We start from the raw sequence: 17,684 nt of genomic DNA, 5'->3' as shown, positions 1-17,684 counted from the left end.
GCGGCGCCGGGCCCCGTCGACGATCGCCTCGACCACGTCGTCGTACTCCAGCTCGGGCCACTGCGCGCGGGCCGGGACCAGGTGCAGCACCTCGCCGTCGCGCACCCCCTGCGGCAGCAGCGCCTGCGCGGTCGCCAGCACCGCGCCGTCGGTCCGCCGCAGCACCCAGCCGCCGTGCCGCTCGCCGTCGTCGGCGAGCCCCTCACCGGCGTGTCGCAGCACCTCCGGCAGCAGCTCCGCCAAGGGCACCTGCTCCGGCAGGGCCACGTCCACCCGCCGTTGCGGGGCGCTGATGGTGACGCGGGCCAGTCCGGTCGTCATCGACTGATCTCCATATCGATCGGGAGCGGTGGCTGACGGACGACAGGACTTTACCTACGATGAGCCAGGCTCGGGTTACCGAGCGCCATGGGGAGGCGCCGTGTCCACTGTCGTCATCAAGCGACCGCCGCGCCGGCCGGCGCCGGAGATACCGGTCGGTGAGCTGCCCGTCGAGGCGCCGCCGGAGATCCCCGCGGTCACCGGCGGGCGGTGGCAGCAGGCGCTGATGGTGCTGCCGATGCTCGGCGGCACGGTGGCGATGGCGATGATGTTCGGCCGGGGCGGTGGCGCGTACTCCTACGTGGTCGGCGGGATGTTCGGGCTCTCCTCGCTGGCGATGCTGATGACCTCCTGGGGCAGCGCCTCCGGCACCCCGAAGAAGTCGGAGATGATGGCCGCCCGGCGGGAGTACCTGCGGCACCTGACCGCCCTGCGGCGCCGGGTCCGGCAGACCGCCGGGCAGCAGCGCGCCGGGCTCTACTACCGGCACCCCGACCCGGGCCGGCTCTGGTCGACCGTGGACAGCCACCGGGTCTGGGAGCGCCGCCCCGCCGACCCGGACTTCGCGGTGGTCCGGGTCGCCGTCGGGCCGCAGACGCTGGCCACCCCGCTGGTTCCCCCGGTCACCCGCCCGCTGGAGGAGCTGGAGCCGATGACCGCGGGCGCGCTGCGCCGGTTCCTCGACGCGTACTCCGTGGTGCCCGACCTGCCGGTGGCCCTCTCGCTGCGCAGCTTCGCCCGGGTCTTCGTCCGGGACGCCACCGCGGCCGGGCACGGCCACCCCGGCGACGGATCGGCCGCGCAGGCGCTGGCCCGGGCGATGCTCACCCAGCTGGCGGTCTTCCACGCCCCGGACGAGCTGCTCGTCGCCGTCTGCGCCGGGCCGGAGCGCCGGGCCGCCTGGGAGTGGGTCAAGTGGCTGCCGCACGCCCACCATCCCACCCGCACCGACGCCCTCGGCCCGGTGCGGCTGGTCGCCAGCGCCGCGGTCGAGCTGGAGCGGCTGCTGGACGAGGTGCTGGCCAGCCGGTCCCGGTTCAGCCCGGCCGGCCCGGCCACCGACGGTCCGCACGTGGTGGTGGTGCTCGACGGCGGCGACCTGACCGGGGCCGCCGACCTGGCCGGGGACGGCGGCATCGACGCCGTGACGGTCATCGACCTGGGCACCCCGCCGCCGCGCCTGCTGGACCGGTTCGCGCTGCTGCTGGAGCTGCGCCACGGCCGGCTGCACTCGTACTCGGCCGAGGGGCGGGCCGAGGTGGGCAGCCCGGACCGGCTCGACCTGGCCGACGCCGAGGCGGTCGCCCGCCGGCTCGCGCCGCTGCGACTGGCCACCACCGTACGCGGCTCGGACGCCCCGCCCGGCGCCGAGCTGGGCCTGCCCGAGCTGCTCGGTCTCGGCGACCCGGAGGGCTTCACCGCCGAGCAGGGCTGGGCGCCCCGCTCCGCCCGGGAGCGGCTGCGGGTGCCGATCGGGGTGGGCGCCGACGGCGGCGCCATCGAACTGGACCTGAAGGAGTCGGCGCAGGACGGGATGGGGCCGCACGGCCTGCTGATCGGCGCGACCGGCTCCGGGAAGTCCGAGCTGCTCCGCACGCTGGTGCTCGGGCTGGCCGCCACGCACAGCTCGGAGCAGCTGAACTTCGTGCTGATCGACTTCAAGGGCGGCGCCACCTTCGCCTCGTTCGACCGGCTCCCGCACACCGCCGCGGTGATCACCAACCTGGCCGACGCGCTGCCCCTGGTCGACCGGATGGTGGACGCGATCAACGGCGAGCTGGTCCGCCGCCAGGAACTGCTCCGCCGGGCCGGGAACTTCGCCAGCGTGCGCGACTACGAACGGTCCCGGGCGGCCGGCACCCCGCTGGCGCCGCTGCCGTCGCTGTTGCTGATCTGCGACGAGTTCTCCGAGCTGCTCTCGGCCAAGCCCGACTTCATCGACCTGTTCGTGCAGATCGGCCGGCTGGGCCGGTCGCTCGGCGTGCACCTGCTGCTGGCCTCGCAGCGGCTGGAGGAGGGGCGGCTGCGCGGGCTGGACACCCACCTGTCGTACCGGATCGGGTTGCGGACCTTCTCGGCGCTGGAGTCCCGGACGGTGCTCGGCGTGCCCGACGCCCACGAGCTGCCCCGCTCACCCGGCCACGGCTACCTGCGCTTCGGCACCGAGCCGCTGGTCCGGTTCAAGGCCGCGTACGTCTCCGGGGCGCTGCGCCGGCGCGACGCGGGGGCGGGCGCGGGCGGCGCCGGGGCGCCGCGCCTGCTCACCTTCTCCACCCATTTCGTGCCGAAGCCGGAGCCGGTCGGGCCGCCCGCGTTGACCGCCGCCGAGGAGGAGGGCGGCACGGAGAGCCTGCTGGAGCTGATGGTCGCCCGGCTCGCCGGGCAGGGCCCGCCGGCGCACCAGGTCTGGCTCCCCCCGCTCGGCCGGGCGCCCGCGCTGGACGAGCTGCTCGGCCCCGTCGGCGTCGACCCGACGCGCGGTCTCACCTTCGGCAACCCGGAACTGCACGGCGCGCTCCAGGTGCCGGTCGCGGTGGTCGACAAGCCCTTCGAGCAGCGCCGTGACCTGCTCTGGCTGGCCATGGACGGCGCGGCCGGGCACGTCGCGGTGGTCGGCGGGCCGCAGAGCGGCAAGTCGGGCGCGCTGCGGACGCTGATCTGCGCGCTGGCGCTCACCCACACCCCCGCCGAGGTGCAGGTCTACTGCCTCGACTTCGGCGGCGGCGGGCTGGCCGCGCTGCGCGACCTGCCGCACGTCGGCGGGGTCACCGGCCGCGCGGACCCGACGGCCGTCCGGCGTACGGTCGGCGAGATCGCCACGCTGCTGGTCGACCGGGAACACCGCTTCGCCAAGCTGGGTGTGGAGTCGATGGCCGCGTGGCGGCAGCGCCGGACCGCCCTCTCCAGCGCCGGAGAGCCGGCCGCCGACCCGTTCGGGGATGTGTTCCTAGTGGTGGACGGCTGGGCCACCCTGCGTGGCGAGTACGACGACCTGGAGCCCCTGATCACCGACCTGGCCACCCGCGGCCTGTCGTACGGGGTGCACGTGGTGGCGACGGCGGTGCGCTGGCTGGACTTCCGGCCCGCGATCCGGGACCTCTTCGGCTCCCGGCTGGAGTTGCGCCTGGGTGACCCGTCCGACTCGGTGGTGGCCCGCCGGGCGGCGGCGAACGTGCCGGAGAAGACCGCCGGCCGGGGCATCACCGCGGAGAGCCTGCATTTCCTCACCGCGCTGCCGCGGCTGGCCGCCTCCGGCGGGGACACCGCCGACCTGGTCAAGCAGGTCGCCGGGAGCTGGGCGGGGCCCCCCGCGCCGCCGGTGCGGCTGCTCCCGCCGGTGCTCCCGTACGCCGAGCTGGACCTCGCCGCGGCGACCGGGCTGCGGATTCCGGTCGGCATCGCGGAGGCCGACCTGCGCCCGGTGGTGCTGGACTTCGCCACCGAGCCGCACTTCGTGGTCTTCGGCGACGCCGAGTGCGGCAAGTCCTCGTTCCTGCGCGCCCTGGCCACCTCGATCATGAACAGGTTCACGCCGGAGCAGGCGCGGGTGATCGTGGTCGACTACCGGCGGAGCCTGGTGGACCTGACCGAGTCCCCGCACCTGATCGGCTACGGCTCCGCCGCCGCGCACACCACCGACCTGATCGAGTCGGCCGCCGGGTACATGCAGGCCCGCAGCCCCGGCCCGGACGTCACCCCCGCGCAGTTGCGGGAGCGGTCGTGGTGGTCCGGGCCGGAACTGTTCGTGCTGGTCGACGACTACGACCTGGTGGCCAGCAGCCCGGCCAACCCGCTGCGCGCGCTGGAGGAGCACCTGCCGCACGCCCGGGACGTCGGGCTGCACCTGGTGCTGGCCCGCCGCTCCGGGGGCGCCGGCCGCGCCCAGTACGAGCCGATCGTGCAGCGGCTGCGGGAACTCTCCACCGCCGGGCTGGTGATGGCGGGCAGCCCGGAGGAGGGCGCGTTGGTCGGTCCGGTCCGGCCCGGCCCGCTGCCTCCGGGGCGCGGCCGGCTGGTCACCCGGCGCGAGGGCGTACGCCTGGTCCAGCTGGCGCATCTGCCGCCGCCGTGACAGGTGTCCCCGGATCGCCCCGGAAGGCGGGGTGGAACCGGTAATCTCCCCATCGTCATGTTTCCGTCGCGATGAATGGCTGAGGATGTGACCAGGGTGCGGCACAGCTGTCCGCCAGCGGCTCGACGGATCGCCGGACGGGCGTTGCTCGGGGTTGCGGCGATCGTCGTGTCGGTCGGCGGTCCGGTCGCCCCGGCCGGCGCCGCCGCCCGCGGAGTCCCCGCCGGGCAGGCCACCGCCGCCACCGCGCCGCTGGCGTTCGCGCCCCCCGACAGCCAGGGCCGCCCCGACCAGGTTCGCGACGAGCAGTGGCAGCTGGACGCGTTGGGGGCCCGGACGGCCTGGCGCAGCTCGACCGGGCGCGGGGTGACCGTCGCGGTGATCGACTCCGGGGTGGACGCCTCCCACCCGGACCTGGCCGGCCAGGTGCTGCCCGGTCTCGACCTGGTCGCCCCCCAGGGCGCCGGCGACCCCGACCCGGTCGGCCACGGCACGACCGTCGCCGGGCTGATCGCGGGCCGAAACGACGACAAGCGGGGCGTGGTGGGCCTCGCGCCGGACGCCCGCATCCTCCCGGTCCGCGTCCTCGACGCCGAGAACCGCTACGACGACGCGATGATCGTCGCCAAGGGTGTGCGCTGGGCCGTCGACAACGGCGCCCAGGTGATCAACCTGTCCCTCGGCGGGAGCGGCGACAGCCCCGCCCTGGCCGCCGCCCTCGACTACGCCTTCGCCCGGGACGTGGTGGTGGTCGCCTGCACCGGCAACCTGGCCACCTCGTCCGACTCGAAGGTCTGGTACCCGGCCCGGGAGCCGGGTGTGATCGCGGTCGCCGGGCTGGAGCGCGACAGCGAGAACCTCTGGTCCGGTTCGATCACCGGCCGGGCCACGGTGCTCAGCGCCCCCGCCACCGGGCTCATGGGCGCCCGGCCGGAAGGCTACTGGCGGGTGCAGGGCACGAGCTTCGCGGCGCCGCTGGTCACCGCCACCGCCGCGCTGGTGCGGGCCCGCTATCCGCAGATGCCCGCCGGCGACGTGGTCAACCGGCTGCTGACCACCGCCCGCGACATCGGCCCCACCGGCCGGGACGACCGTTTCGGGTACGGCCGGGTCGACCCGGTCGCGGCGCTGGACGCCGAGGTGACCCGGGTGGGCCGGAACCCCCTCGACGACGATTCCTCACCGGGCGTGGTCGGATTCGGCCCGGCGCCGGGCTCGGCGCAGGCGGACGTCTCCGGTGCCGGCACGGACGAGCTCGGCTTCACCGCCCCCCGGCAGCAGACCGGCTGGACGGCGCAGCCGGCGGGTGCGGCGGCCGAGCCCACGCCGGAACGGCTGTGGACGGGAGCGACGCTCTTCGTCGCCCTGCTCATCGGGGCGGCGCTGATGGTGCGCCGGTTCCGCCAGTGGAGCCGCTGACCGGCAGGCCGGTGGCCGGTGCGCTCCGATGCCGCCCTGACCGTCATCGCCATGGCGGGCCACAGATTCCGGCGTCGCCGTCCGGGTCGGGTCTTACCGCGCACCGCACCGGGTAGGAACGGTTGCCATGAGCACGTCCGACCCGCGCACCCTGGCATCCGACCCCCGGCCCTCCTGGCGGCGCCGCCGTCTCGACCCGGACCACTCCCTCGGGCTGCGGCTCACCCTCGCCTCGGTGGCGGCGTTCCTGGTGCTGGTGCCGTTCACCCTGCTGGCCCTGCTGGTGCTGGCCAGCTGGTCCCCGCTGCACCGGCTCGACGCGGCGGTGACCGACGTGCTGTACGACTGGGCGCTGGACCATCCGGGCTGGACCCGCCTGCTGACGGTCTGGACGGACGTGTTCGCCCCGATGCCGCTGCGGCTCGCCGCGCTGGCCGTGGTCGTCTGGCTGGTGCGCCGGCAGGCCCGACGGCTGGCCCTCTGGGTGGCGACCACCATGCTGGTCGGCGGCCTGCTCGGCCCGTTGCTCAAGCTGCTGGTGGGGCGGCACCGGCCGGACCTGTTGGACCCGGTGGCCCGGGCCGTCGGGTTCGCGTTCCCCTCCGGGCACGCGCTGAACGCCGCCCTGGCCGGCGGCGTGCTGGTGCTGGTGTTCCTCCCGCACGCGCGGCGACGCTCGGCGCGGATCGGGCTCTGGCTGGCCGCGTCGGTGCTGACCCTGGTGACCGGGTTCAGCCGGGTGGCGCTCGGGGTGCACTGGACCAGTGACGTGCTGGGTGGCTGGCTGCTCGGCGTCGCCGTGGTCGCCGCGACCGCCGCCGGCTTCACCGCCTGGCGGGAGGGGGCCGGCCTGCGGCCGGTGCGGGTGAGCCGGGAGGGCGTCGACCCGGAGTCGGCCGACGACCACCGGAGAGACTGAGCGCCCGGGACGACCCGCCCCCGGCCCGGCCGGCAGGCGTAGCCAGCGGTGCGGGCGGGTAATGGCCGGCCCATGTCCGAGACCCTGGTCCAGTGTGTACGGCGAGTGGTGCTGCCGGTGACCCTCCTGCTCTCCGTCATGGTGCTGCTCGGGGTGCTGGTCACCCGGGTCTTCGCCCGGTCCTGGCCGTTCACCGCGGAGGACGCGGTCAACCGGGAGTTGGCGGCCGACCGCACGTCCGGCTGGAACGACGTCTCGCTGGTGTTCAGCACGCTGGCCAGCACGCAGGTGATCGTGCTGGTCACCGGGCTGGTGGCGCTGCTGCTGTTCCTGTGGCTGCGCCGCTGGCGGGAGCCGATCTTCCTCTGCGCCGCGGTGAGCGCGCAGGCGCTGGTGTTCCTGCTGACCACGCTGGCCATCGACCGCCGGCGCCCGGCCGTGGAGCACATGGACGTCTCGCCGCCCACGTCGAGCTTCCCGTCCGGGCACACCTCGGCGGCGGTGGCGCTCTACGTGGGCATCGCGCTGCTGCTGGCCCTGCGGGCGCGCAGCACGCCGGCCAAGGTGGCCTGGTGGAGCCTGCTCCTGCTGGTGCCGCTCGGCGTCGCGATGACCCGGATGTACCGGGGCATGCACCACCCGAGCGACGTCGTGGCGTCCTTCCTCAACGGCGGGACGTGCGTGGCCATCATGGCGCGTGCCATCCTCGACCGGAGCGTCCGGTGGGGGCGGGCGAAGCTCGCCCCGCTGGCTCCCGCCGGCTCCCCGGTGCGCGGCTGACCGGTCAGGTGCACTCGCCGGTGCCGACGGCGCGGGTGCGCTCCGCCCCGGCGAGGGCGGCCGGGCGGGCCTCGGCGGCGGTCACCGCGAAGCCGGTGTTCGGGTCGTCCGCCGCCGCCGCGAAGATCACCCCGAGCACCAGCCCGTTCGAGGAGACCAGCGGGCCGCCGGAGTTGCCGCTGCGGACCAGCGCCCGGATCGTGTAGATCTCCCGGGTGACGTCACCGGCGGAGTAGATGTCCGGCCCGGTGATCCGGTCGACGTCCCGGATCCGCGCCGACTGGGCGTTGTACGGCCCGTCGAGCGGGAAGCCCAGCACGATCGCGTCCGCGCCGCTGCCCGCGTTGCCGGCGGCGAAGCGCAGGGACGGGCCGGGCAGCCCGGGGACGTGCAGCACGGCCAGGTCCCGGTCCGGGTCGTAGACGACCACCTTGCCGTCGTACCGGTCGCCGTTCAGCTCCACCGCGACCGAGCGGGTGCCGGCGACGACGTGGGCGTTGGTCATCACCCGGTCGTCGGCGTAGACGAAGCCGGAGCCCTCGATCCGGCGCGAGCAGCTCGGCGCGGAACCGAGCACCTTGACCACCGAACGCTGACCGTTGACCACCACCTGCGAGCCGGCCAGCGCCGGGTCCGGGGGCTCGACCTGACGGGCCCGGGTGGGTGCCAGGTCGCCGAAGACGTCGGGGAAGCCGTTGGTGTCGACGGTGTCCCGCAGCGCGGTGGAGAGCTGCTGCGCCTGGTCGGGCAGGACCCGGTCGACCACGGTCAGCAGCGCGCTGTTGCGCACCGAGGCGGCCAGCCAGGGCAGCGACGACGAGCCGAGCGGCACCGCGACGAGCCAGGCGACCAGCAGCACCGCGAAGAGCGAGACGAACGCGCCGCCGACGTCGTCGGCCCGTTTCGCCACGTCATTGGTGATCGTCTTGCGCAGGTGGGAGCCGAGCCAGCCGGCGAGCGCCTGACCGACCACGGCCAGGCCGAAGACCGCCACCAGGGAGATCAGCACGCGGGTGCCGCTGTCGACGAACTGCTGGGCCAGCAGCGGGCCGAGCTGCAGGCCCACCAGCGCGCCCAGGAAGAAGCCGGAGAACGACATCACCCCGATGACGAAGCCCTGACGGTATCCGCTGATCGCGAACACGAGCATGAGCAGCAGCAGTACGAGATCCACGGCGGACACGCGTCAAGCGTACGGGCAGACGGCTCGCGGGATGACCACCGCTTGCGGAAGGTGACCGTCGGGTCAGCGCACCGGGGTCTCGTCGACCGCGTCGGTGCCGGCCGAGGGCGCCGGGGTGGCGCCGGTCGGCGGCAGGTCGATCACCCGGCCGCGCGGCCACGGCCGGGCCCAGCCGCCCATCTCCAGCAGGGTGGCCAGCACTCCGGCGGTGAATCCCCAGACCAGCATCCCGCGCGCCGAGAAGGCCGGGCCGATCCAGCCGCTGGGGTGGCGGACCAGCATCCGGTTCTCCGGGTCGACCAGTTCGGTGACCGGCAGCCGGGCCACGTGCGCCACCTCGGCCGGCTCCCGGGGGTGCACCGGGTGCGGCGCGTGCCACCAGGCGAGCACCGGGGTGACCACGAAGTCGCTGACCGGGATCCACAGCTTCGGCAGCTCGGCCAGGACGGTGACGCTGGTCGGGTCGAGGCCGACCTCCTCGTTCGCCTCGCGCAGCGCGGTCGCCGAGGCGTCGGCGTCCTCCGGGTCGGCCGCTCCGCCGGGGAAGGCCGGCTGGCCGGCGTGGTTGCGCAGGGTCGCCGCCCGCTGGAGGATCAGCACGTCGGGGCCGGCGGCGGGTTCCTCGCCGAGCAGCACCAGCACGGCGCTCTCCCGCCCGCCGCTGGCCGGGGTGGCCAGCCGGGTGAAGTCCTCCGTACGGGCGGTGCCGAGCCGGGAGAGCAGCGGGTCGATCCAGCCCGGTGGCTGCCGCGTCACGCCGGCACCCCCGCGCCGCGCCGGGCCCCGGGCCCGTCACTCCGCCGCCGTGTCACGCCGGCACCGTCAGGCCCAGGTGCCGGCGGACCAGTTCGGCGAGGCGGGCGTCGTCCAGGGCGCCGGTGGAGTCCAGGTGCCGGACCCGGCCCTGGCCGTCGACGAGGATGGTCAGCGGCATGGCGTTGCGGTTGAGCTCCCGTTGCAGGCTCTGCCCCTGGTCGACCAGGACAGGGAAGCGGACGCCGAAGTCCTCACCGATGGACTGGGCGGCCTCCCGCCTGTCCTGGCTGTTCACCCCGATGACCTGGAGCTGGCCGGCGGTCCGCTCGCTGAGCCGCTGGAAGGCGGGCAGCTCCTTGCGGCAGGGCGGGCACCAGGACGCCCAGACGTTGATCACCGCTGGGCCGCGTACGTCCCGGAGGGCGACCGGGGCGCCGCCGGTGAAGCAGTTGAGGGTGAGCGCGGGCAGTCCGGCGCCGCCCGTGGACGTGGTGGGGGCGGCCGAGGCGGGCGCGGTGGTCAGCGCGGCGCACTCGGCGAAGGGTGACGGCCGGGCGGCGGCCGCTTCCTGCCGGGTCGCCGGAGCCTTCTCCCCCGCGTCGGCGGTGCAGCCCGCCGCGGCCAGCAGCACGGGTACGAGCAGCAGGGCGAGCCGCATGTTCACGGGGCCTCCGCCACGACGGCCTGGGCCGGCACCAGCTCCGGGTCGACCCCGGCGGCCACCGCGAGGTCCCGGGCCCGGGGGCCCTTGAGCAGCTTGGCCGCCGCCGGCTCGGTCGGCCCAGTGCCGTACGACGGGCAGAGCTTCGCCAGCGTGCAGGCGCCGCAGGCCGGTTTGCGGGCGTGGCAGACGCGCCGGCCGTGGAAGATCGTCCGGTGCGACAGCATGGTCCAGTCGCGCCGGGGGAAGAGCGCCCCGATCGCGTGTTCGATCTTGACCGGGTCGGTCTCGGCGGTCAGCCTCCAGCGCTGCACCAGCCGCTGGAAGTGGGTGTCGACGGTGATCCCGGGGACGTCGAAGGCGTTGCCGAGGATGACGTTGGCGGTCTTGCGGCCGATGCCGGGCAGGGTCACCAGGTCGACGAGCCTGCCGGGAACCCGGCCGTCGTACCGCTCGACGAGGGCCTGCCCCAGCTTGAGCAGCGAGTCGGTCTTGTTGCGGTAGAAGCCGGTCGGCCGGATCAGCTCCTCCAGCTCGCCCCGGTCCGCGCCGGCGTAGTCGGCGGCAGTCGGGTAGCGGGCGAAGAGCTTCGGGGTGACCTCGTTGACCTTCTTGTCGGTGCACTGCGCGGAGAGGATCGTCGCGACGGCCAGCTCCAGGGCATTGGAGTGGTCGAGTTCACAGTGCGCGTCGGGGTGGGTCTCGGTGAGCACCCGACCGATCCGACGGGCACGGCGGGTACGCCCGAGGTCGGTTTCGGTGGAACCGGGGGAGCTGGTGGTCACGCCGGCCAGCCTACGTCGCCGGGGCGACCGGCCGCCGGGCCCACGCGCCGCGCCGCCCCGGTCAGCCGGCCGGCGGGCTGATCGAGCCGGCGTCGTCGAACCGGGCGCCGGTCTCCGGGAAGTCGCTCCGGGTGAGCTGCTTGACCAGGCCCAGGCCACGGTCGTCCGGGTCCATCGTCGGCTTGCCGGCGGAGTTCATGTACGTGGAGGTGAGCGAGCCGCCGGCCCAGCTGCCGTCCGGCGTGAGCGACACCTTGAGCACGCCGCCCCAGCCGAGCCGGCCGGCGTTGCTCAGCGAGTTGCCCCCGCCGGCGAAGTTGCCCAGGCTGTACGCGATCAGGCGGCCCTTGTAGAACTCCATGCCGCGCAGCACGTGCGGGCCGTGCCCGACGATCAGGTCCGCCCCGGCGTCGATCATCGCCTTGGAGAACTTGACCGGGTCGCCCCGGTTCTCGCCGAGGAAGAGTTCGGTGCCCGGCCGCACCCGGGTCTTGTCGGCGCCCTCGCCGCCCATGTGCACCTGCACCACGACCAGGTCGGCCAGGCCGGCCGCCTTCGCCACCACCTTCTTCGCCGCGGCGATGTCGGTGAGGCTGTTGGACCAGACGTACGACGAGAAGCCGGCGACCGCGACCTTCACCCCCTTGACGTCGACCACGGTGATCTGGTCGGGCGCCCCGGTGTGCGCGAGGTCGTACTTCTCCAGCGCGCGCTGGGTGTTCGCGTAGCCCTTGGGGCCGTAGTCGTAGCCGTGGTTGTTGGCCTGGTTGAGCAGGTCGAAGCCGGCGTCGCGCAGGTGCGCCGCGTACTCGGGCGGGGCCCGGAACTGGAAGCACCGGGTGGAGTTGGCCCCGCACTTGCCGGTGCCGGTGTCGACGGTGAGCGGCTCCTCCAGGTTGCCCATCACCAGGTCGGCGGCGAGCGCCTTCTCGACGGAGTCGAAGAAGCCCTTCCCACCGCCGGCGGGCAGCCGGTTCGGCGCGTTGCCCATGATGATGTCGCCGGTCGCGGAGAGCGAGATCGCCGGCCGGGCCGGTTGTCCGCCGCCGCTCGTCGGCACCGGTGCTCCGGTCCCGCCGCCACCCGAGCCGGGCTGCCAGACCGGGTCGGCGCCGGGTTCGGGGGTGGCACACCCGGCCGCGAGGAGGGCGGCGAGCAGCACGCCCAGGATGGCCGCGTACCGGCGACGGGGGCGGGATCGAAGGGGGGCGGGAGCGTACATCGTCCGCGACCCTACCGGGTAGGTAACCCGCCGACGAGGGCCGATCGGGCGGAGATTCAGCCGGTCGGTCGATCCGACCACGGGACCACGGTGCCCGCCCCGCCGGCCGCCACGGCGGCGTGCACGGCCCGGGCGAGCGGGGCGCCCCAGGTCGACCGGGGCCCGCCGTACGCCGACTCCGGACCGTCGACCGGGCAGAGCACGGTGACCGCGTCGGTCGGGGTGCCGGTGCCCGGCACGCCCAGCTCCGCGATCGCCTGCGCCTTCGCCTCGGTGGCGGTGGCGACCGCGTTGACCAGGGCAGCGTCGCCGAGGCGGGCGGGCACGTACACCACGATGTTGACCGTGCCGACCCGTTGGGCGAGCGCCGCCGGCTCGGGCGCGGCCGCCCAGACCGGGGTGCCCAGGCCGACCGTCGCCCAGACCCGCACGCCGGTGTCCGTTCGGGCCACCACCTCGGCGACGTCCACGCCGGTCAGCAGGCCCACCCCGGGCCCGTCGAGGCCGAGCCGGTCGGCCAGCTCGGCCAGGTGGTCGGCGGGGTCGTCCCGGGCGTACGACATGGGCACGGTCGCGTTGACCACCCACCGCCGTACGCCGATCCCGCCGCCGAGCGGCGCGGAGCTGACCGCGCGCAGCGGGCGGTCGGCCCGCCAGACCAGCAGCGGGACGTCCCGACCGTCCTCCCGACGGGTGGTCAGCACGGGGTCGCTCAGCACGGGGTGACCCTACGACCCGGCGGCGGACGAGCCGCCACCGGCCGGCGGGCCGGCGATCCTACTGCTTGATCAGGTCAGGCAGGTTAATCCCAACGATCAAGATTCCAGGGGTGCACCTCTGATTGACGCTCACGTGCGCCTAGACTTGTCGGCGCGCGAGGGATCAGCGGACGGCGGACCCGGCCGACGGACGGCACGCGCAACCCGGAGGTGCGCGATGGACGAGGTACTGGCCCGCAGCGGGATCTTCCAGGGCGTTGACCCGGAGGCTGCCGAGGCACTCGCCAAGGAGATGGAGACGATCGAGGTCCGCAAGGGCGAGATCGTCTTCAACGAGGGCGAGCCCGGTGACAGTCTCTATATTCTGCTGTCCGGCAAAATCAAGGTTGGCCGCCGGGCGGCGGACGGCCGGCAGAACCTGATCGCGGTGATGGGGCCGTCGGACATGGTCGGCGAGTTGTCGCTCTTCGACCCCGGTCCGCGTACGGCGACCGCCACCGCCGTGACCGACACCCGCCTGGTGCGGCTGCGCAAGCAGGCCCTGCGCCCGTGGCTGAACAACCGGCCGGAGATCGCGGAGCAGCTGCTGCGGGTGCTCGCCCGCAGGCTGCGGCGGACGAACGACTCGCTGGCCGACCTGATCTTCACCGACGTGCCGGGCCGGGTCGCCAAGAACCTGCTCCAGATGGCCGGCCGCTTCGGCACCCGGGACGGCGGCGTGCTGCGGGTGACCCACGACCTCACCCAGGAGGAGATCGCCCAGCTCGTCGGCGCCTCCCGGGAGACCGTCAACAAGGCGCTGGCCGACTTCGCCTCGCGCGGCTGGCTACGCCTGGACGGCAAGAGCATCATCATCCTCGACCCGGAGCGCCTGGCCCGCCGCGCCCGCGTCTGACCTGCCGGCGTCCACCCGGACGCCACGGTGACGCGGCCGGCGCGGCCCCTTCCGACGCCCGAGCATCCCGGCCCGGACCGCCTCGACGGTCCGGGCCGGTCCGGTGTCGTCTGCCCGGCGCAGAATCGCTGGACATTCTCGCGGGTGAGTGGGCACGGTGGGGCGATGTTGAACCGGGTCGCCGTACTCTCCGACATCCACGGGGCGCTGCCCGCGCTGGAGGCCGTGCTGGCCGAGCCCGACGTAGCCGGCGCCGACCTGATCGTGCTCACCGGCGACATCGCGGCCGGCCCCCAGCCGGTCGAGGTGCTCGACCTGCTCGCCGACCTCGGCGACCGGGCCTGCTGGGTACGCGGCAACGCCGACCGCGAGCTGGTCGAGGCGCGGGCCGGCCGCAGCTCACCAATCGAGGTCTCCAACTGGGCCGCCACCCAGCTCCGCGAGGACCAGGCGGCCCGGCTGGCGGCGCTGCCGCTGACGGTCACCCTGGAGGTGGCGGGCCTCGGGCCGGTGCTCTTCTGCCACGCCACGCCCCGGGACGACGAGGAGGTCGTACTCGTCGACTCCCGGATGGAACGCTGGGCGGAGGTGCTCGCCGGGGTGCCGGCCGAGGTGGGAACGGTGGTGTGCGGACACACCCACATGCCCTTCACCCGCCTGGCCGACCGACGGCTGGTGGTCAACCCGGGCAGCGTCGGGATGCCCTACGGCGGCGCCGGGGCGTGGTGGGCTCTGCTCGGGCCCGGGGTGCAGCTGCGCCGCACCCACTTCGACGTGGACGCCGCCTGCGCCCGGGTGGCCGCCGAGTCGGGCTTTCCCGACGCCGCCGAGTGGGCCGACGAGTACCTGCGCTCCCGGCACAGCGACGCCACCGCGCTCGCCGTCTTCGGCCCCCGCGACGGCCGCTGACGTCTCGACGCGCCACGGCGGTGCGGGCGGTCGGGTTCCCGCGAACGCGGCCCTGTGGAGCTGAGTCGTCTGCGACATCAGCGCGAAGAGTCGTCTGCGACATCAGCTCCACAGGTGACTACGGGTCGATCTGCCCCGCCCCTTCCGCGGAAGTGACCTCGACCAGCGACCGCCTTCAGAAAAAGTCAGTCTTGACTGTTTGTTTCGGGGGCGGCACGCTGTCCCCGTGCCCGCCGCAGCGACCCGCGTCCCGCAACAGGAACGCAGCCGCGCCACCCAGGCCCGGCTGCTGGAGGCGACCGTCGAGTGCCTCATCGAGCACGGCTGGTCCGGCACCACCACCACGGTCGTGGCGACCCGGGCCGGCGTCTCGCGCGGCGCCCAGCTGCACCACTACCCCACCAAGGCCGCGCTGGTCACCGCCGCCGTCGGGCACCTGGCCGAGCGTCGGGCGGACGAGCTGCGCACGGAGGCCGAGGCCCTGCCTGCCGGCCCGCAACGACTCGACCGGGTGATCGACCTGCTCGGCGCGGCGTTCACCGGCCCGCTCTTCGTCGCCGCGCTCGAACTCTGGGTCGCCGCCCGGACCGACCGGGAACTGCGCGAGGCCCTCGTGCCGCTGGAGGCCCGGGTCGGGCGGGAGATGCACCGGCTGACCGTGTCGCTGCTCGGCGTCGACGAACGCCGCCCCGGCGTACGGGAGGCGGTGCAGGCCACCCTCGACCTGCTCCGCGGGCTGGGCGTGGCCAACCTGCTCAACGACGACTCGGCCCGCCGCACCGCCCTGCTCACCACCTGGAAGCGCCAGCTCGCCACCCTGCTCACGCCCTGACCGGCCCGCCCTGACCCCGGAGGCACCATGGTCGACCTCAAGGACCTGCTCGCGGATCTGGCCGACGAGTCCGAGCAGCTGGACGCCCTGGTGAGCGCCCTTCCGCCGGCCGACTGGGCGCGTCCCACCCCGGCGCCGGGCTGGAGCATCGGGCACCAGATCGCCCACCTCGCCTGGACCGACCACGTGGCGCTGCTCGCCGCCACCGACGCCGAGGCGTTCTTCGCCTCCGTGTCCGCCGCCCCGGACCCGACCCGGCTGGTCGACGCCGGGGTGGAGGAGTTCCTCGCCCCGCCGGCCGAGCTGCTCCCCCGGTGGCGCACCGGCCGGTCGGCGCTCGTCGCCGCGCTCGGGCAGGCGCCGCCGGGCGGGAAGCTGCCCTGGTACGGCACCCGGATGTCACCGGCCTCGATGGCCACCGCCAGGATCATGGAGACCTGGGCGCACGGCGAGGACGTGGCCGACGCGCTCGGCGTCACCCGCCCCGCCACCGCCCGGCTCCGACACGTCGCGCACCTCGGCTTCCGTACCCTCGGGCACAGCTTCGCCGCACACGGCCGGGAGGCGCCCACGGCGCCGGTGCGGGTCGAACTCGCCGCGCCCGACGGCGACACCTGGACGTACGGCCCGGCCGACGCCGCCGATCGGGTCGTCGGCCCGGCGCGGGACTTCTGCCTGCTGGTCACCCAGCGCCGACACCGCGCCGACCTGGCCCTGACCGTGACCGGCCCGGTGGCCGACGAGTGGCTCGACGTGGCGCAGGCCTTCGCCGGCCCACCGGGCACCGGCCGCCAACCCCTGACCGGCACAGCCAGCGCGGCGAGTCTGGACCATTCAGCCGCCGCGGCCCGCGCGGACACCGCGGCTTGCGCGGACACGGCGGCGCCCGTGGACGGCGCGGCCGGCGCGGCGGCTGCGGGGAGCGGGGTGTCGGGATGAGCGGCGTGCTCCGCGTCGGCAACGCCTCCGGGTTCTACGGCGACCGGTCCACCGCCTGGCGGGAGATGCTCGACGGCGGCGAGCTGGACGTGCTGACCGGCGACTACCTGGCCGAGCTGACCATGCTGATCCTCGGCCGGGACCGACTGCGTGACCCGTCCCTCGGGTACGCGAAGACCTTCCTCCGCCAGCTCGAAGGCTGCCTCGGCACCGCCCTCGACCGGGGCGTGAAGATCGTGACCAACGCCGGCGGGCTGAACCCGGCCGGACTGGCCGCCGCGATCGGCGCCCTCGCCGACCGGCTGGGGCTCAGCGCCCGGGTCGGTCACGTCGAGGGTGACGCCCTCCAGCGCCCGGACGCGCTGACCGCCAACGCCTACCTCGGGGCGTACGGCATCGCGGCCTGCCTCGGCGGCGGGGCGGACGTGGTGGTCACCGGCCGGGTCACCGACGCGTCCCTGGTGGTCGGGCCGGCGATCGCCCGGTTCGGGTGGGGACGCGACGACCTCGACGCGCTGGCCGGGGCAACCGTCGCCGGGCACCTGATCGAGTGCGGGGCGCAGGTCACCGGCGGCAACTTCAGCTTCTTCACCGAACTGCCCGACGGCGGGCACCGCCCCGGCTTCCCGATCGCCGAGCTGCGCCCCGACGGCTCGTCGGTCATCACCAAGCATCCCGGCAGCGGCGGCGCGGTCACCGTCGAGACGGTCACCGCCCAGCTGCTCTACGAGGTGGGCGGGCCGGCGTACCTCGGGCCGGACGTGGTGACCCGGCTGGACACGGTGACGCTGCGGCAGGACGGCCCCGACCGGGTACTTGTCTCCGGGGTGCGTGGCACGCCCCCGCCGGACACCCTCAAGGTCGGTGTCAACAACCTCGGCGGCTTCCGCAACTCGATGACCTTCGTCCTCTGCGGGCTCGACATCCCGGCCAAGGCGGCCCTGGTCCGGGGTCAGATCGAGGAGTCGGTGGGCAAGGAGGGCCTGGAGTTCACCCTGGCCCGCACCGACCACCCGGACGCGACCGACACCGAGTCGGCGAGCGCGCTGCTGCACGTACACCTGCGCGACGGTGACAGGGCGCGGGCCGGGCGGGCCTTCTCGGCGGCCGCGGTGGAGCTGGCGCTGGCCTCGTACCCGGGCTGCACGCTGACCACGCTGCCCGGCGACGCGACGCCCTACGGGGTGTTCACCGCCGACGCCGTGCCGCAGGACGCGGTGGGACACGTCGCGGTGCTTCCCACCGGCGAGCGGGTGCCGATCGCGCCGCCGA

General features: G+C 74.9%; 15 protein-coding genes and 1 pseudogene. 9 read left to right on the top strand and 7 right to left on the bottom strand.

The features are described 5' to 3' along the window. Window positions 1-321: EsaB/YukD family protein (locus NCC78_RS13920; protein WP_250794938.1), on the bottom strand; the 321-nt coding region annotated here is incomplete at its 3' end. Between the two features lie 100 nt (window positions 322-421). Between NCC78_RS13920 and eccCa the strand changes: the two genes are divergently transcribed. From eccCa to NCC78_RS13900, 4 genes are all read left to right on the top strand, one after another. Continuing rightward, window positions 422-4,393 carry a type VII secretion protein EccCa gene (gene eccCa / locus NCC78_RS13915; protein ID WP_250794937.1) on the top strand — a complete coding sequence of 1,324 codons (3,972 nt, stop codon included), beginning with the start codon at window positions 422-424 and terminating at the stop codon, window positions 4,391-4,393. A gap of 75 nt (window positions 4,394-4,468) precedes the next feature. Then, the gene (gene mycP, locus NCC78_RS13910) at window positions 4,469-5,812 is read left to right on the top strand and encodes a type VII secretion-associated serine protease mycosin (RefSeq protein WP_250794936.1); all 1,344 of its coding nucleotides are present in this window, start codon (window positions 4,469-4,471) and stop codon (window positions 5,810-5,812) included. 127 nt (window positions 5,813-5,939) lie between these two features. Continuing rightward, on the top strand, window positions 5,940-6,731 hold the full coding sequence (locus NCC78_RS13905) for a phosphatase PAP2 family protein (protein ID WP_250794935.1): 792 nt from the start codon (window positions 5,940-5,942) through the stop codon (window positions 6,729-6,731). 72 nt (window positions 6,732-6,803) lie between these two features. Next, window positions 6,804-7,511, top strand: a complete 708-nt coding sequence (locus tag NCC78_RS13900; protein ID WP_250794934.1) for a phosphatase PAP2 family protein — start codon at window positions 6,804-6,806, stop codon at window positions 7,509-7,511. A gap of 4 nt (window positions 7,512-7,515) precedes the next feature. Here the strand turns inward: NCC78_RS13900 and NCC78_RS13895 are convergent, their stop codons facing one another. The 6 genes from NCC78_RS13895 to NCC78_RS13870 all read right to left on the bottom strand — a co-directional run bounded on the left by NCC78_RS13895 (window position 7,516) and on the right by NCC78_RS13870 (window position 12,837). After that, window positions 7,516-8,694 (bottom strand): MarP family serine protease, encoded by a 1,179-nt coding sequence (locus NCC78_RS13895; protein ID WP_250794933.1) that lies wholly within the window; start codon window positions 8,692-8,694, stop codon window positions 7,516-7,518. 63 nt (window positions 8,695-8,757) lie between these two features. Next, window positions 8,758-9,450 (bottom strand): NUDIX hydrolase, encoded by a 693-nt coding sequence (locus NCC78_RS13890; RefSeq protein ID WP_250794932.1) that lies wholly within the window; start codon window positions 9,448-9,450, stop codon window positions 8,758-8,760. A gap of 52 nt (window positions 9,451-9,502) precedes the next feature. Continuing rightward, complete coding sequence (locus tag NCC78_RS13885) at window positions 9,503-10,114, bottom strand: TlpA family protein disulfide reductase (RefSeq protein ID WP_250794931.1); 612 nt, start codon at window positions 10,112-10,114, stop codon at window positions 9,503-9,505. Continuing rightward, on the bottom strand, window positions 10,111-10,896 hold the full coding sequence (gene nth / locus NCC78_RS13880) for an endonuclease III (protein WP_250794930.1): 786 nt from the start codon (window positions 10,894-10,896) through the stop codon (window positions 10,111-10,113). Before nth ends, NCC78_RS13885 begins: the two co-directional genes overlap by 4 nt. A 61-nt stretch (window positions 10,897-10,957) precedes the next feature. Further along, on the bottom strand, window positions 10,958-12,118 hold the full coding sequence (locus tag NCC78_RS13875; RefSeq protein ID WP_250794929.1) for a CapA family protein: 1,161 nt from the start codon (window positions 12,116-12,118) through the stop codon (window positions 10,958-10,960). 56 nt (window positions 12,119-12,174) lie between these two features. Continuing rightward, entirely contained in the window at window positions 12,175-12,837 is a 663-nt protein-coding gene (locus NCC78_RS13870) for an adenosylcobinamide amidohydrolase (RefSeq protein WP_250794928.1), read from the bottom strand. Window positions 12,838-13,054: 217 nt separating this feature from the next. Here NCC78_RS13870 and NCC78_RS13865 point away from each other — a divergent pair, with 217 nt between their 5' ends. The 5 genes and pseudogenes from NCC78_RS13865 to NCC78_RS13845 form a co-directional block, all read left to right on the top strand. Then, window positions 13,055-13,732: a Crp/Fnr family transcriptional regulator gene (locus NCC78_RS13865; protein WP_007466162.1), complete on the top strand. Its 678-nt coding sequence runs from the start codon at window positions 13,055-13,057 to the stop codon at window positions 13,730-13,732. A 165-nt stretch (window positions 13,733-13,897) separates the two neighbouring features. After that, window positions 13,898-14,641 carry a metallophosphoesterase family protein gene (locus NCC78_RS13860; RefSeq protein WP_250794927.1) on the top strand — a complete coding sequence of 248 codons (744 nt, stop codon included), beginning with the start codon at window positions 13,898-13,900 and terminating at the stop codon, window positions 14,639-14,641. Window positions 14,642-14,867: 226 nt separating this feature from the next. Then, entirely contained in the window at window positions 14,868-15,473 is a 606-nt protein-coding gene (locus NCC78_RS13855; RefSeq protein ID WP_250794926.1) for a TetR/AcrR family transcriptional regulator, read from the top strand. A gap of 27 nt (window positions 15,474-15,500) precedes the next feature. After that, window positions 15,501-16,271: pseudogene (locus NCC78_RS13850) on the top strand (TIGR03084 family metal-binding protein); the annotation flags it as partial. 137 nt (window positions 16,272-16,408) lie between these two features. Then, a partial coding sequence (locus tag NCC78_RS13845) for an acyclic terpene utilization AtuA family protein (RefSeq protein ID WP_250794925.1) occupies window positions 16,409-17,684 on the top strand: 1,276 nt, incomplete at its 3' end.

The sequence above is a fragment of the Micromonospora phytophila genome, assembly GCF_023656545.1.
GTDB classification, from domain to species: Bacteria; Actinomycetota; Actinomycetes; order Mycobacteriales; family Micromonosporaceae; genus Micromonospora; species Micromonospora phytophila.
Note: the sequence above shows the minus strand (reverse complement) of the source record. Positions and strands in the feature narration are given on the sequence as shown.